Genomic DNA, 15,250 nt, shown 5'->3' with positions numbered 1-15,250 from the left:
AAGCTTGTTTATAGGTCATTCATTAAATTTCAGAAATGACAGGGATAATCATCGGACGGCGTTTAGTTGACTCATAGAGAAATTTCCCGAGCTTGTCTCTCATATCCTGTTTGATCTCTGACCATTCGATACGATTCTGCATCAGGCCTTCTTCAACGATCGCACGTACTTTGTCTTCCGCTTCTTTCAGCAGCTCTTCACTTTCACGGACATAGACGAAGCCGCGTGACTGTATCTGCGGGCCTGCAACAATTCGTTTGTTCTTAGCGTCAAGCGTCACCACCGCGATAAAGATACCATCTTCCGCTAACAGTCTGCGGTCACGCAGAACGATATTGCCGACATCCCCTACACCGATACCATCGATTAAGACGTTGCCTGCAACGACTTTATCATTGGCATGCATTTCTTGGCCGTCGTAGGTCACCACATCACCTTTTTCCAGCAGGAAGATATGTTCCGGCAGTACACCTGTCTCAGCTGCGAGCTTGGCATGCGCAATCTGCATCTTGAATTCACCTTGTACAGGGATGAAGTATTCAGGTTTCATGAAGTTCAGCATCATTTTCAGTTCTTCCATACAGCCGTGTCCGGATGCATGGATCTTCTTGTCAGGTGAGACGACGTGAGCACCTGCTTTAACAAGATGGTTAATCGTAGAACCGAGGATCACCTCCATGCCTGAAGACGGAGTTGTCGTAATGAAGACAGTATCGCCTTCCTCGATGTTCATGATATTGTGACGTTGCTGCGCCATCAGACCTAACGCTTCAATCGGCTCGCCTTGAGCACCCGTCGAGATGACCACCAGCTCATTTTTCGGATACTTCGCTACATCTTTGATCGGAATCAGTAACTGTTCAGGGATGTCGAAGTACCCCATTTTCCGCGCGATATTAAAGGAACTTTCAAGAGACTTGCCTAAGAAGGTCACTTTCCGGTTATTATTCGCTGCTGCATTGATGACCTGCTGGATACGGATAAAGTTAGACGCATAGCACGAGACGATAATACGGCCTTTCGCGCGGGCAAACTCATCATTGATATGACTCTCAATGACATTCTCAGGCGTATTATAGCCTGGTTTTTCTGCTTCTGTTGAATCGCTGATCAACGCCAGGACCCCAGCCTCACCGATTGCGGTCATCTTGCTGATGTCCGGTCGGTAAGCACCTTGCACGCTCTGATCGAACTTAAATTCTCCTGTGTAAACAATCGCACCATAGGAAGTATGGATACAGACCCCCAAGGCATCCGGAATGCTGTGCGTTGTATTAAAGAATGTGATATTAACCCCTTTAAAGCGCATGACGGAATCATTATTGACGGTATAGTACTTGATCTTCTTCTCCAGCTTGATATCTTTCATCTGGTCTTTCACCAGGGCAAGCGTCAGACGAGAGCCGTAGATCGGCACGTCCAGTTTTGGCATGATATATTTCAGTGCACCGATGGCATCGAGATGGCCGTGCGATAAGAATATGCCTTTTAGTCTGTGTTTATTTTCGATGACATACTGGATGTCAGGAATGACGACATCTATGCCCAGCATTTCATCTTCCGGAAACATCAGTCCGGCATCCAGCATGAACATTTCATCGTCTACCTCTACGATATACATGTTCTTGGCAATTTCACTGACACCGCCGAGCGGTGTGATTCTCACTTGATTATTTTCTTTTTTAACTAAATTCAAAATAGTTCCTCCTAAAATCTTTTCCCGTTCAATCCATATTGATTCTATTATAAGCTATTTGAAAGGAATAAGACAATAAAAAAAGGCGCCTGAGCGCCTTACCCTCTAGACAAGCTGTATGCGGTAATTGCCACCATCAACAGTAATATTGTCCAGTTGCAGTTCTTTTTCATTTAAACGTTCCTCATCATCTTTGAAAATCACCAGATTCACGGCTTCCCCAGATGATTCAAGCTGGTTGAAATACTGGCCGATACTGCCGGCAGATGTTGTCAGTCTAATGGCACTATCTTCCTGCGTAAACTGACCCTCTGCTTCAATAATATGATTGTTCACTGCAATTTTATCAAATACCATACAACCGCCTCCTACTCTTTATACTTGAATTTTATACCAACTTGGTTTGAAGTACAATTATTTAAATAGAATCTTTGCCGGCGACTGCAGCATGGCCTGCACCTGACCGATCTCCTCTAGTGTCACGGCCCTGATACGTGCTTCAAACTCTGCCAGTGTGATCAATCTGCCGTAATACATCAGACTTCTGCCATCTCGCGCCATGATGGAGCCCTCGTAATCATTATCCATATAGGCTGAAGTGATCAGATAATCCTGTGCCTTCTCCAGATTCTGTGGCGTCAGCGGTGCTGCCAGCAGCTGCAGGATCTCCTGTTCTGCAGCCGGTACGTGTTGTTCATCACAGGCGATATATACCGTGAACAATCCCCCGTCCACGAAAGATTCAAGTGAGGAGTAGACATTATAGCACAGGCTCAGTTCCTCACGCAGTCGTCTGAATAGCGGGGATGACATCGATTCACCGAAGTAAGCACTGAAGAGACTAAATGCATCGTAGAGCGGATGATGATAGCCGACAGCCTCAAAACCCATCAGGAAATGCGACTGCTCCAGTGACCGGTCCATCGTGAGTGTGACAGGTGTAAAGGCATAGACCGGTTCCGCTTTCACAGACGGGTGGCTGAAGGGCTTCAAAGACTGAATAAGTGACGGCTGCTGCCCCGCATAGGAAAGAATGATATTGTCTTCTGTATAATGCGCCTTGTAAAATCGCATCAAGTCGGTACGGTTCATCTCAGCAAGTGAAGAACGATAACCGAGTATAGGTGAGCGGCAGCTCTCTGAAAAGGTTCTTTCCTGCAGCAGGTCATAAATATAGTCCTCGGGATCGTCCTCAGTCATCTTGATTTCCTCTAAGATGACCTGTTTCTCCCTTTCGATTTCCTCAACGGGAAATGCAGCTTCAGTCAACATCTCCTGCAGCAGCTTGACAGCACGGTGCTCAAATCGCTTGAGCGTCTTGATTGAATAGCATGTATATTCTTTCGTCGTGTAGGCATTCACATCGCCTCCAATTGCATCTATCTCCTCACTGAAGGCTTGTGCGGAGAAGTTGGTGGTTCCTTTGAACAGCATATGTTCAACGAAATGTGCAATGCCTGCAGGATAACCTGCTTCGTGATTGCTGCCCGCTTTAACATAGACTGCGATATGGACAGTTTCATGTGGCGATGTTCTGGTTGTGATAGTCAGTTCATTTTTCAAATAGGCTCCTCTTTCTATTAAAAAAGACTGCATCAGCAGCCTTTAAGATTAATCTTCTTTTTTAGCTTCCGTTGCTGTCTGAGGTGTTTCTTCCGGCTTTTCAAGCAGCACCTTGCGCGATGCATTGACACGTCCTTGGCGGTCGATCTCGGTGACTTTGACGTCAAACTGATCGCCCATCTTGATCACGTCCTCCACTTTGTTCACACGTTCATGTGCGAGCTGGGAAATGTGCACAAGTGCGTCTTTACCCGGGAAGATCTCAACGAATGCACCGAACTTCTCAATACGTTTCACCGTCGCGTGATAAACTTCTCCGACAACCGCTTCACGTACGATATTTTCAATGATCTGTACCGCTTCTTTAATCATCGCCGCATCACTTGAACCGATGAAGACTGTACCATCTTGTTCAATATCAACTTTTACGCCCGTTGCATCAATGATCTCATTGATCTTCTTACCACCCGGTCCGATTACATCCCGGATTTTGTCCGGATTGATATGGATGACCTCGATTTTCGGCGCATAGGCACTTAATTCTTTGCGTGGCTCTGCTATTGTCTCTAGCATGTGCTCCATGATATGCATGCGTCCGATACGCGCTTGTTCCAATGCCTCGCGCAGGATCTCCTCAGAGAGACCATCGATTTTAATATCCATCTGAATGGCTGTGATCCCTTTGCTCGTACCGGCTACTTTAAAGTCCATATCTCCGAGAGCATCTTCCATCCCTTGAATATCGGACAGAATCGTATAGTCTTCGTCTTTTTTTACGAGGCCCATCGCAATACCCGCTACAGGTGCCTTGATCGGCACCCCTGCATCCATTAATGCGAGTGTGGAACCGCAGATAGAAGCCTGGGAAGAAGAACCATTCGACTCAAGCACTTCAGAAACGACACGGATGGTATAAGGGAAGTCCGCTTCATCAGGAATGACCTGCAGTAGCGCACGTTCACCGAGTGCGCCGTGACCGATCTCACGACGTCCCGGTGCACGGATCGGGCCAGTCTCACCGACAGAGAAGTTCGGGAAATTGTAATGGTGCATATAGCGCTTCTCTTCTTCAACGCCAAGACCATCGATCACCTGATGTTCACCGAGCGCGCCCAGTGTCGCGACAGATAATGCCTGCGTCTGGCCACGTGTGAAGAGACCTGACCCATGGGCACGGGGCAGCAGTCCAACTTCACTGTCGAGCGGACGGATTTCCTCTGGACGACGACCATCCGGACGGACTTTTTCTTCAGTGATCAAGCGGCGTACCTCTTCCTTGATCAGACTATCGAATGTCTTATTGACGACTGTCAGCGTCTCCTCAGGATGACCTTCATATTTCTCAATGATCTGCAGTTTGACTGCCGTAATATTCTCTTCACGTTGCAGTTTATCTTTCGTCTGAATGGCTTGGGAAAGTTCCAGCGCCTCAGCATGTTCTTTCACTTCATTCTCAAGGATGAGGTTCGGTGCGACCGGGACGAATTCTGTTTTCACAGGTTGAATGCCGGCAATGATTGTCTGCTGGAAATCCACCAGTTCCTTAATCGCTGCATGACCAAACATAATCGCTTCAAGCATCTTTTCCTCAGTGACTTCCTTGGCACCTGCTTCCACCATGTTGACAGCATCATGGTGACCCGCGACCTGTAAGTCAAGAAGTGAGGATTTACGCTGTTCGACAGTCGGATTGATGATCAGTTCATCATCGATCAAACCGACATTGACCCCTGCGATAGGGCCTTCAAACGGAATATCAGAGACAGATAATGCCACCGAAGAACCGAGCATCGCTGCCATTTCAGGTGAATTGTCCGGATCGACGCTCATGACGATGGAGACCACTTGGATGTCGTGACGATAGCCTTTCGGGAAAAGCGGACGGATAGGACGGTCAATTAGACGTGACGTCAAAGTCGCATCTTCACCCGGACGACCTTCACGCTTATTGAAGCCGCCTGGAATCTTACCCGCTGCATAGAGTTTCTCCTCATAGTTCACCATCAGCGGGAAGAAATCGACATCCCTCGGTTCTTTTGATGCAGTCGCTGTAGACAGGACGACCGTGTCGCCGTAGCGGACGAGCGCAGCGCCATTCGCCTGCTTAGCGAGCTGACCTACCTCAACCGTCAGCGGGCGGCCTGCCCATTCAGTTGTAAATACTTTTTTCTGAGACATTAAAATGCTCCTCTCAACTTTATATCTCTCATCATATCATTTATTAAAAAGTTAGTCATAAAAAAATCGAAAGAAACGTGAGTTCCTTTCGACTGTTATGATTATCGACGTAAACCTAATGATTTAATTAATTCACGGTAACGTTGAACATCGTTTTCACGAAGGTAAGTCAGTAAGTTTTTACGACGACCAACCATTTTTAAAAGTCCACGACGTGAATGGTGGTCTTTTTTGTGAGTACGTAAATGTTCGTTTAACGCATTGATTTCTGCAGTTAAGACTGCGATCTGTACTTCTGGTGATCCTGTGTCTGTATCATGTACACGGTACTGTGCAATGATTTCATTTTTACGTTCTTGTGAAATTGCCATAATTAAATGACCTCCTATTATAATTTACACCGTAACCCGAGCGCGTCGTCGGAGTGTCGACAAGCCAAGGAAAGGTACCCGAATATTATAGCACAGATGAACGATCGATGTCACGAAGAATTTCTTCTGCCTGTCCCTTGTCGAGATTGATCTGTGCGATCAACGCGTCAATCCCGCTGAACTTCTGTTCCGGACGCAGGAACTCATGCCAGAAGACTTCCACACGTTCCCCGTAGATGGACTCACTGAAATCAAAGATATGCACTTCTATTGAAACGGCGGATTTCGACGGGTCATGGAAGGTCGGTTTATAGCCGATATTACAGACCCCCTTAAACGTCTCGCCTGTCGCCACCTGCTTCAAGGTCACCGCATAGACGCCGAGCTTCGGCATGACGTAATCTTCATCAGGCATCACGTTCGCAGTCGGAAAACCGATCGTACGGCCGCGCTTTTCCCCCTGGACGACAATGCCGGCAATCTTATAAGGGCGTCCCAGCTGTTCATTCGCCTTGAGGACTTCGCCTTCAGTCAACATGCGGCGGATATCAGTCGTCGATATTTTTTCATTGTTCATCGCTTTCTTTGACACAGCCGTCACATTGAAGCCTTGCCGGTCTTCAGCAAGCTTCAGCATATTGCCCTTACCAAATTTACCGTAAGTAAAGTCAAAGCCGGCAATCACTTCCTTGACGTGATTATTGGTTAAGTAGTCGCGGATAAAATCTTTTTCTGCCATAGCCGCAAACTTGGAAGTGAACGGCACAATAAAGAGATAATCCACCCCTAATGATTCAAAGATACGTTTTTTTTCATTTAATGGTGTTAAATAATCCGTCCGTTTCTTTTCCGGATTAAGAACAACTGACGGATGCGGATCAAATGTCATCACTGCTTTTTTGAGCTTCTTCTCCTCAGCGATTTCAATCATCTTGTTGATGACAGTCAGATGACCCAGGTGGATGCCGTCGAAGAAACCGATGGCAAGGGCGATATCGGGATGTTGGTACATTTCTTCAATGCGGTTGACATGTATAGTATGCATTTACAGAGCTCCTTTTTAAGTTAGTTGAAGACTTTCCGTGCTTTGATGATACCGTCCTGCTCCGGGTGCGGCATGTAGATGGCGAGTGCCTTATTCTGATAAGTCAGCACCGTCTCTCCAGTCAGCGGCTCACTGAACTGCTTCAGTTTCTGGCCGTTTAATATACGGTCCTTTAGGGCTGCTGAGACTTCGATGTGCGGCAAGTCTTTTAAGCCCCGTTCCAGTGGCAGCAGATGAGCCTGTACCTGCTCAAGCGGCATCATCGCTAGCTGTTCCAGTGTCAGACTGTCATCCAGCTGAAAGCCGCCGGAAGACGTGCGGGTCAGTCTGGACATATGTCCGACTGTCGACAGACGTTCCGCTATCTGCGTGGCAAGCGTCCGGATATAAGTGCCCTTGCCGCATACGACCTCAATCTCGAAGGTGACTTTATGATCTTGAAAGACAGGCTGTGACAGCCGTCTTATAGCATCAATCTGGACTGTACGTGCCGGCCGTTCAATCACTTTACCTTCCCGCGCATATTCATAGAGCTTTCGACCGTTCACTTTAACGGCAGAATACATCGGCGGTATCTGCACAAGTGGGCCAGTCAAAGACTGCAGTACTGCATCTATTTCCTCAGCAGAAAAGGCATCAGGACTGATGGGTTCTTCAGCAATCACTTCACCTGTCTGATCTTCAGTCGTCGTCTGACTGCCGAGCGTTATTTCTGCGATGTACGTTTTTCCGCTGTCCATCATATAATCACTGACGCGGGTAGCACGACCGATACAGATCGGCAGCACACCGTCCACTGCAGGATCCAGCGTGCCTGTATGACCCACTTTCTTCGTCTTTAAAATTTTTCTCAGCTTAAAGACCACATCATGACTTGTCATACCCCGCGGTTTATTGATCGCTAAAATTCCATCCATAAAAAAACACCTTTCCAGTAAACTCATAATCGAGTTTACATGAAAAAGTGTCAGTCGTCTATTTAGTGGCCTTTATTCAGATCAGCAATCATACGTTCAATTTTGTTGCCGTAATCGATGGACTCATCATACTGAAATTTCAGTTCAGGTACAATACGTAGATCCATACGGTGCGCAATCTCAGAACGCATGAAACCTTTCGATTTCTCAAGCGCTTCAAGAGATTTCTTACGTTCTTTTTCATCACCAAGAACTGTCACATAAACAGTGGCCTGTGATAAATCACCTGTCACCTCAACTTCTGTGACCGTCACAAATCCAATATTAGGATTTTTCATCTTCTGGTTGATAATCTCACTGAGTTCTTTCTTCAGCTGTTCACCAACACGTTCACTTCTCATGCTCATACTATTCACCTCTGTCGGACTATATTCGTGATACTTATTATAAAATTTTTATCCAAGCCCTGTCAATTGAACGGGTTTTAGAGTGGACGGAGTTAAGCGGGCGTCGATATGTCCGCTATCTGCCGGATGACGGACTCTTCCTGTGCTTCCTTCCCTAGTTCGGGTCAGATGTGTCCGCTATCTGCTGGATGGCGGACTCTTCCTGTGCTTCCCTTCCTAGTTCGGGTCAGATGTGTCCGCTATCTGCTGAATGGCGGACTCTTCCTTAGCTTCCTTCCCTAGTTCGGGTCAGACGTGTCCGTTATCTACTAAATAACGGACTCTTCCTTAGCTTCTTATAGTGAAGGTTCTTGCTTTACCTTGACCATCTGCATTAAAATGTTCAACCAGACATCTCCGAACGACTCTTTCATGAAGACCTGTCCATTCGACAACTTCACGTGAACTGACGCCAGCCCGCTTCAAAATCATCATTTCCTCAATAGATTTTTTGAGTGTTTCAGCCTTGTCCAGTAAATGACCACATTCACATTGAAGTTTTTTTCTTTTCAACTGGTCCTTTATGCCGACTTTTCTGCAGTTCGGACATCTCATCCCTTTAGCCATCCTATTGAAATCATAATAATAGATGCGTTCGAAAATATTCTTGCTTTGATGAATAGACAACAGTCGTTCTCCTAATTTTTTCTCGGTTGAATCGGGTACATATTCAGGATCAAAATAGCCACTTATCTCCTTGATTCCATTCCTCATGATGATATCTTTTTGCTCAATACTGCCTCTTAAACGAAAATCTGCATTGATAAAAACGACTTTACTGACCACTTTAAAATCGAAACCATTTTTAATTAATATCTTTTGCAGATGATAATGTGCCCGGTTCAACTGACTCAGCACATCATGATGTACATGATCATGCTCACTTACAAACTGATTATTCAGTATTCTGTAATGTCCCGAAAAATTCTTAATCTCAAAATGGAAAAGTGTCCGGCCGTAAATAACCAGAAAATCATACTGTGAAAGAGCAGGCGTTCTTATGGAAAGGTCCCATAATTTGATACCGCCGCATGGCATAAGCAGGTTATAGAATACCTTTTCGCCCGCTATTCCTCTTGTATAGTTTCGTAAGTTCAAGTGGTCCACTTCATCTAAGATCCGTCGTCCTTCTACTGCCTGCAAATAATGATAGTAGTCACTTCTTAAGTGAGTTTTAATAAACATGGCTTCTCCTGGCATCAGTATTCTCACTTACCCCGTTACACTATAACACAGCCGACGTCAAATTATAAAATTTTCCAGTTCAAATAAACTTCCAAAATAAAAAAGCCCTGACAATCGTCAAGGCCTTTCATTTATAATTTTGATATAAAGCGGTTGAACATGACATCATTGTTTGAGTTGATCAGTTTCAGCTGGTCTCCGCGAATGGAAATATCCACTGACTCAATGACTAATGGGTCGATTGACTTGACATTGACGTTCATCTTTTCAACCGGTTCTTTATAAAATGTATGACTGATAGAGGAATCACTTTTTGTGCACGTGATGAAATGAAATTTATCATGTTCTTTGATATATGCATAAGCTTTATCATTATCATAAGCAAGCAGAACATTTTCATAGTCTCTTACAAGAATCTCTTCTCGGTAAATAGTCTCCAGATATTCTTTAAAAGTGTTTGCATAGACAAACTCACTTTTCATTTTCATCGTTGTATTCACATTGATTAACTCATCAATACGCATATGTGATAATTTTGCATCTCTAGCCATTATCAGCACCCCTTTAATTAATTGAATTTTCTGTTTCTATAATCTTATTATACAACTTTTCTGTTGTATCACAATCTTAATTGATATTTTTTTCAGAATGTTCAAACATCATTGGGTAAACATTTTTTCCGCATTTTCAAAACTAACGATAAAAGACTTTTCCTTCTTCAGATAAATGACCTTATTAGCAGAATCGATTTTTTCGATTTGTAGCCAATCATTAATACTGACATCCTGCTCAGATAAATAAGCCAGCAGATTGTATTCATCTCGTACTTTTTTCAGAATAAACGAAGTCCCCTCGCTCAGATCAATGACTGTTGTCATCTTTTCTTCAGTGATTTCTCCTCGCGGTATCAGACTGCCATGTGGACAATATTTTGGATACTCGAGCATCTCATCCAGCCTTTCGATAAACTGGTCCGAAACCCGATGCTCCAGTACTTCCGCTTCAGCATGAACTTCATTCCAGCTATAGTTCAGGCTTTGTATCAGAAAGCATTCAATCAGACGATGTCTTTTAATTAAATTCAGCGTGAGAACCTTGCTCTGACGAGTCAACTTGACTCCTTTATATGCTTTTAATTCGACTAAATCTTCTTTTTGCATCCTGCTCATCATCTCTGACACGGATGGCGGCTTTATTTTTAAGTACTCAGCTAATTGTTTATTGGAAACATATTCAGTAGCTCCACCTAGAGCATATATCGCTTTTAAATAATCTTCTTTTTCTTCTGTCAGCATAAGCTACCTCCTCTTATCTATCATACTATATTTCATCTCATCCTAACATTTTAATTGACCTTATTATATTTTTAGGTTAACCTAATTTATAAATTAAGGAGGTTAAAACTATGATTCATCTTAATCATCTGACTGTTACTATTGATGGACAGCGGCTGCTCGATGATATCTGCTATCAACAGCGCAACTCTGGCATCATCGGCATCATGGGTCCGAACGGCGCGGGCAAATCAACACTCATCAAAAGCATGCTCGGATTCCTGAAACATCAAGGAACAGCGTGCTATCAGCATAAAGAGATGAAACAATGCAGACAGTACTGTTCATACATACCACAGCGGTCAAGTATTGATGTCACGTTTCCTATTACTGTTGAAGCAGTCGTTCGCTCAGGCGCATATCGAGAAAAAAATGATGTGAATCTTGAGCATCAACTCGAACAATTTCAGTTAACTGATTTAAAAAATCGTATGCTGGATACATTGAGCGGTGGTCAGCTGCAGCGGGTTCTGTTTGCACGAGCCCTTATGGCTGAGCGTGAAGTCTACTTTCTGGATGAACCTTTTGTGGGTATTGATTACAAAAGCACAGACATCATTAAAGATATGCTGTTCAAACTAAAGAATGACGGCAAAACAGTTTTCATCGTACATCATGATATTGAAAGTGCGCGTACACTTTTTGATGAAATCCTGCTGTTGAACAAAAAACTCATTCTGACTGGTGGACCTGAAATCCTGACAGACACCAACCTGAAAACAGTCTATTTCCCAGAGGAGGAAAGACGATGACCTTTCTTGATACGATTATGTCCTATCAGTTTTTAAGCCGCGCTCTTATAACAGCAGCGATCGTCGGCATTGTATCAGGTGCTGTCGGCTGTCTGATTGTACTCAGAAATTTGAGTCTGATGGGTGATGCTATGAGTCACGCAGTACTGCCGGGTGTTGCCATCAGCTACTTACTCGGTATTCCTACTTTTATCGGTGCCCTTGTAAGTGGCCTCCTGACCAGTACAGTGATCAGCACGCTTATTGAATATTCAAAAACAAAAAGAGATGCTGCAATCGGCATTACTTTTACGACTTTTTTCTCTGTCGGGGTCATCATCATCAGTATGGTCAATTCAGCAACCAATCTTTATCATCTGCTTTTCGGTAATATATTGACTGTCTCCAATCAGGATTTCTGGATGACGATGATTGTCAGTCTAATTGTACTTATCTTCATCATTGTATGTTACACACCGCTTAAACTGACAACTTTTGATCCTGTATTTGCTGAAATGAACGGCTTAAGCCCGAAACTCTGGCAGTACATCATCATGCTGATGCTGGCGCTTGTCACAGTTGTCAGCCTTCAGACAGTCGGCATCATCTTAGTCGTAGCAATGCTGATTACGCCCGCTTCAGCAGCCTACCTTATAACGAAATCACTCCACACGATGATGATAACCGCTTCAACTATCGGATTTATCAGCGCAGTCACCGGCATTTACATCAGTTTTATCTTTAACGTTCCAAGCGGTGCAGCTGTAGTCGTTGTGGCATGTTGCATCTACACGATTATCTTTATCACACAAACCATCAGGAGGAAATTTGCATGAAAAAAATAATCATAATGATCACTCTATTACTCACTCTGACAGCTTGCGGAAAACCCGCAGATCAAAAAATGACAATTACGACTACCAATTCTATACTCTATGATATGACAAAGCAGATAGCAGGACAGGCTGCAAATGTTAAATCAATCGTACCTGTCGGACAGGACCCGCATGAATATGAAGTCAAGCCACAGGATGTCGCAGCACTTGAAAAGGCAGATGTTATTATTTACAACGGCCTTAACCTGGAAACAGGCAACGGATGGTTCAATCAGGCGCTTGATCAGGCAGGAAAATCATTAAAAGACAACACAGTTGTTGCAGCAAGCCGAAATATCGATACGATCAGACTGGAACAAGGTAAGGAAGTCGACCCACATGCCTGGCTCAGTATTAAAAACGGTATTCGTTACGTAGATACGATAAAAGACGCATTAATCAAAAAAGATCCGACTCATCAGCAGGCGTACACTAAAAATGCAGAGCAGTATAAAGCGAAACTGATGTCACTTGATAAAAAATATGCCGCTAAGTTCAACGACATACCAGAAGACAAGCGGCAGCTGATTACGAGCGAAGGCGCATTCAAGTATTTCAGCCGTGATTATCATCTCCACCATCACTATATATGGGAAATCAACACTGAAAAACAGGGTACGCCAGAACAGATGAAGCAGGCCATCGACTACGTAAGGAAAAATCCAGTCAAACATCTTTTTGTTGAAACAAGCGTCGACAAACGCAGCATGAATGCTTTAAGTGATGAGACAGGTAAAAAAATATTTGGTGAAGTACTGACGGATTCTATCGGACAGGATAGTAAAACGAATTCCTACTATAAAATGATGGAACATAATATTGAGACCATTCATGACGGTATGAAATAACAGAACCCTCCATTCAAAGAATGGAGGGTTCATCATTTTTACTGTTGGTTCAGTTTCGTTTCCATATACATTCTGATCAATTTCGGTTCCTTAGATTTCTTGAATGTAAAAATACAGAACGCTAAAGGCTCAATTAATTCCTGTTGACTATTTTCACGTGTCACGTTCGATAAAATCAGTTCTTCATCGTTTCTATTGTATCTGTTAATAATATCAAACTGCCAGTCCTGTACATTCTGAAAACGAATATCCAGCAGATTGATAAACTGGTGATAATCATATTCAACCTGCTGATTATCGCTGTCCACGAAAAAGACTTTAAGGCCCGGATCACAAATCTCTTTCAGAACCTGAAGGTCCTGATTCTTCCATCCCATTATAAAGTTAATATATGCCATATGCCCTCCATCAAACACTACTTTACTCCATTATACTCTTTTTACATTTAAATGTATGTACTAAAAAAGCTATCTTCCATAAAGAAGATAGCTTTTGATTGATTAGACGCGTTTGATCTCTTCCATGACAAATGCTTCAAAGATGTCGCCTTCTTTGATATCGTTGAAGTTTTCGATTGTAATACCACATTCGTAGCCCGCTTCAAGTACTGATATATCAACATTCCTCAATGTCTATTTAATTAAATAGTAGCTTACACTCATGGAAGAAGTCAATTTTATACTCATTAAAAAAGTTAGTTATTCATTACTTTTAAAATTTGGATCATCTGTTGCATAGCCTTCTTCGTCAGGGTTAATTGTATTATATTTTTCAATACTAATATTTTCATCTAAACTATAATTATTTTGTCTACTTAAAGCATCTTGATAATCTTGAGAAGCGTCTATCACGTCTTGTTCTGCTCTAATCATAGCTTCTCTTTCTTCTGGTGTCATATATCTATATCGCTCTACTATTCTTTCATCGCCTGCTGGATAATTAGAAATTTCGCTATAATCATGTTGTTGTAAATTATCGTCTGTAACTTCTTCAGTTACTTCTATTATATTATTGTCTATAACTTCTTCGCTTTCTTCTAATGAATTGTTGTCGGTTTTTACTTCATTTGATAGATTATTGTTTTCTGTAACTTCTATGCTCTCAATATCACTTGAATCTTCTATGCTTTCTGTATCATATTCAAAAGAATTATCACTATTAAATTCATTTTCTTTATTTGTAGTTTCTTCTATACTATCTCTTTTTCTATCAAGTAATTCTTCAAATTCAGTCTCATTTTTAGCTTTATCAAATGTAATTGAATGTTCTGATCCGCTACTAAATTTCAATTCAAAAGATTCTTTACTAGAGTTTAAAGTAATGTAGTATGTCTTCATCTCGTTACCAAATGTCTGCTCTATCTTTATTTCGTTTTTCGAAGCACTAACTATTTCATATGTACCAACTTTACTTTCAACATAACCTTCTTTTTCAATGAATTTACCACCTTCTCTAAATTCAAACGATACAGTAGGTTTAGAACATATCCATTGACCTTTCAAGTCTTCTTCAACATGCTTCTTAAAATCTTCTTCTGTACTCACTTTCTCTACGTTCAATTCAGCATCTACATTATTTTTTTCACTAGATAATGAATTGCATCCAGTCAACAAAACTAAACTTGTTAGAGATAATAACGATATAGATGATAATATTTTCATTCTCATTCCCCTTTGCTTTTATATACAATTTCAGAATATCATAGAAATATCTGTTAGATAAACATAAATTTCAATAGTACATAATTGTATACTTTAAGTATAGATTTATAACAAATATATATAGAAAAAGGCTACTACCCTACTAATAGAGTAATAGCCTTATAATATGTATTAATCTTTATGCTGATCCTTAAACTTAATTATAATTGAATCAATTACATTACTGTATGTATTTGATGATATAGCTTGTATAAATTCTCTAGTGCTTTCTATTGTTAGTAACGGTGTTAAAATCCTCAATAATAACGTTTTAAAAATCCCCAAAATTAACGGATAATCTATATCAATTGATGTAGATTGGAAGTGATTTTGAAGATGACGTTATTAATGGAGGATTTTT

Annotated in this window: 17 protein-coding genes; 3 read left to right on the top strand and 14 right to left on the bottom strand. The window is 42.2% G+C overall.

Annotated features, from left to right (window positions below):
- Positions 1-22: 22 nt before the first annotated feature.
- From rnjB to ERX55_RS10075, 11 genes are all read right to left on the bottom strand, one after another.
- The gene (rnjB, locus tag ERX55_RS10125; RefSeq protein WP_133452462.1) at positions 23-1,696 is read right to left on the bottom strand and encodes a ribonuclease J2; all 1,674 of its coding nucleotides are present in this window, start codon (positions 1,694-1,696) and stop codon (positions 23-25) included.
- A 105-nt stretch (positions 1,697-1,801) separates the two neighbouring features.
- Positions 1,802-2,053: a hypothetical protein gene (locus ERX55_RS10120; protein WP_133452461.1), complete on the bottom strand. Its 252-nt coding sequence runs from the start codon at positions 2,051-2,053 to the stop codon at positions 1,802-1,804.
- 57 nt (positions 2,054-2,110) lie between these two features.
- Positions 2,111-3,259 (bottom strand): M16 family metallopeptidase, encoded by a 1,149-nt coding sequence (locus ERX55_RS10115; protein ID WP_165983775.1) that lies wholly within the window; start codon positions 3,257-3,259, stop codon positions 2,111-2,113.
- A gap of 48 nt (positions 3,260-3,307) precedes the next feature.
- Complete coding sequence (gene pnp / locus ERX55_RS10110) at positions 3,308-5,437, bottom strand: polyribonucleotide nucleotidyltransferase (RefSeq protein WP_133452459.1); 2,130 nt, start codon at positions 5,435-5,437, stop codon at positions 3,308-3,310.
- A 101-nt stretch (positions 5,438-5,538) separates the two neighbouring features.
- Positions 5,539-5,808, bottom strand: coding sequence for a 30S ribosomal protein S15 (rpsO, locus tag ERX55_RS10105; RefSeq protein ID WP_133452458.1), 270 nt, complete (start codon positions 5,806-5,808; stop codon positions 5,539-5,541).
- Positions 5,809-5,893: 85 nt separating this feature from the next.
- Positions 5,894-6,853 carry a bifunctional riboflavin kinase/FAD synthetase gene (locus tag ERX55_RS10100; protein ID WP_133452457.1) on the bottom strand — a complete coding sequence of 320 codons (960 nt, stop codon included), beginning with the start codon at positions 6,851-6,853 and terminating at the stop codon, positions 5,894-5,896.
- A gap of 20 nt (positions 6,854-6,873) precedes the next feature.
- Positions 6,874-7,770 carry a tRNA pseudouridine(55) synthase TruB gene (truB, locus tag ERX55_RS10095; protein WP_133452456.1) on the bottom strand — a complete coding sequence of 299 codons (897 nt, stop codon included), beginning with the start codon at positions 7,768-7,770 and terminating at the stop codon, positions 6,874-6,876.
- 62 nt (positions 7,771-7,832) lie between these two features.
- Complete coding sequence (rbfA, locus tag ERX55_RS10090) at positions 7,833-8,177, bottom strand: 30S ribosome-binding factor RbfA (protein ID WP_133452455.1); 345 nt, start codon at positions 8,175-8,177, stop codon at positions 7,833-7,835.
- 327 nt (positions 8,178-8,504) lie between these two features.
- Complete coding sequence (locus ERX55_RS10085; protein WP_165983774.1) at positions 8,505-9,401, bottom strand: nuclease-related domain-containing protein; 897 nt, start codon at positions 9,399-9,401, stop codon at positions 8,505-8,507.
- 131 nt (positions 9,402-9,532) lie between these two features.
- Positions 9,533-9,952 (bottom strand): hypothetical protein, encoded by a 420-nt coding sequence (locus tag ERX55_RS10080; RefSeq protein WP_133452453.1) that lies wholly within the window; start codon positions 9,950-9,952, stop codon positions 9,533-9,535.
- A 108-nt stretch (positions 9,953-10,060) separates the two neighbouring features.
- Positions 10,061-10,696, bottom strand: a complete 636-nt coding sequence (locus ERX55_RS10075) for a metal-dependent transcriptional regulator (protein WP_133452452.1) — start codon at positions 10,694-10,696, stop codon at positions 10,061-10,063.
- 110 nt (positions 10,697-10,806) lie between these two features.
- On the opposite strand from ERX55_RS10075, the gene ERX55_RS10070 reads away from it, so the two are divergent.
- From ERX55_RS10070 to ERX55_RS10060, 3 genes are read left to right on the top strand one after another with little or no spacing between them, the layout of a single operon-like run.
- Positions 10,807-11,487, top strand: a complete 681-nt coding sequence (locus tag ERX55_RS10070; protein WP_133452451.1) for a metal ABC transporter ATP-binding protein — start codon at positions 10,807-10,809, stop codon at positions 11,485-11,487.
- Complete coding sequence (locus tag ERX55_RS10065) at positions 11,484-12,302, top strand: metal ABC transporter permease (RefSeq protein ID WP_133452450.1); 819 nt, start codon at positions 11,484-11,486, stop codon at positions 12,300-12,302. The genes ERX55_RS10070 and ERX55_RS10065 overlap by 4 nt, the downstream gene beginning before the upstream one ends.
- Positions 12,299-13,189: a metal ABC transporter solute-binding protein, Zn/Mn family gene (locus ERX55_RS10060; protein ID WP_133452449.1), complete on the top strand. Its 891-nt coding sequence runs from the start codon at positions 12,299-12,301 to the stop codon at positions 13,187-13,189. Before ERX55_RS10065 ends, ERX55_RS10060 begins: the two co-directional genes overlap by 4 nt.
- A gap of 38 nt (positions 13,190-13,227) precedes the next feature.
- Here ERX55_RS10060 and ERX55_RS10055 read toward each other — a convergent pair whose 3' ends face one another.
- From ERX55_RS10055 to ERX55_RS10050, 3 genes are all read right to left on the bottom strand, one after another.
- Positions 13,228-13,587 (bottom strand): hypothetical protein, encoded by a 360-nt coding sequence (locus ERX55_RS10055; RefSeq protein ID WP_165983773.1) that lies wholly within the window; start codon positions 13,585-13,587, stop codon positions 13,228-13,230.
- 102 nt (positions 13,588-13,689) lie between these two features.
- Positions 13,690-13,818, bottom strand: a complete 129-nt coding sequence (locus ERX55_RS11640) for a hypothetical protein (protein WP_279512561.1) — start codon at positions 13,816-13,818, stop codon at positions 13,690-13,692.
- A gap of 69 nt (positions 13,819-13,887) precedes the next feature.
- Positions 13,888-14,850 (bottom strand): hypothetical protein, encoded by a 963-nt coding sequence (locus ERX55_RS10050; protein WP_133452447.1) that lies wholly within the window; start codon positions 14,848-14,850, stop codon positions 13,888-13,890.
- Positions 14,851-15,250: the final 400 nt, after the last annotated feature.

Source organism: Macrococcus bovicus (assembly GCF_004359575.1).
GTDB lineage: Bacteria > Bacillota > Bacilli > Staphylococcales > Staphylococcaceae > Macrococcus > Macrococcus bovicus.
This window is presented reverse-complemented; position numbering and strand designations above follow the sequence as displayed.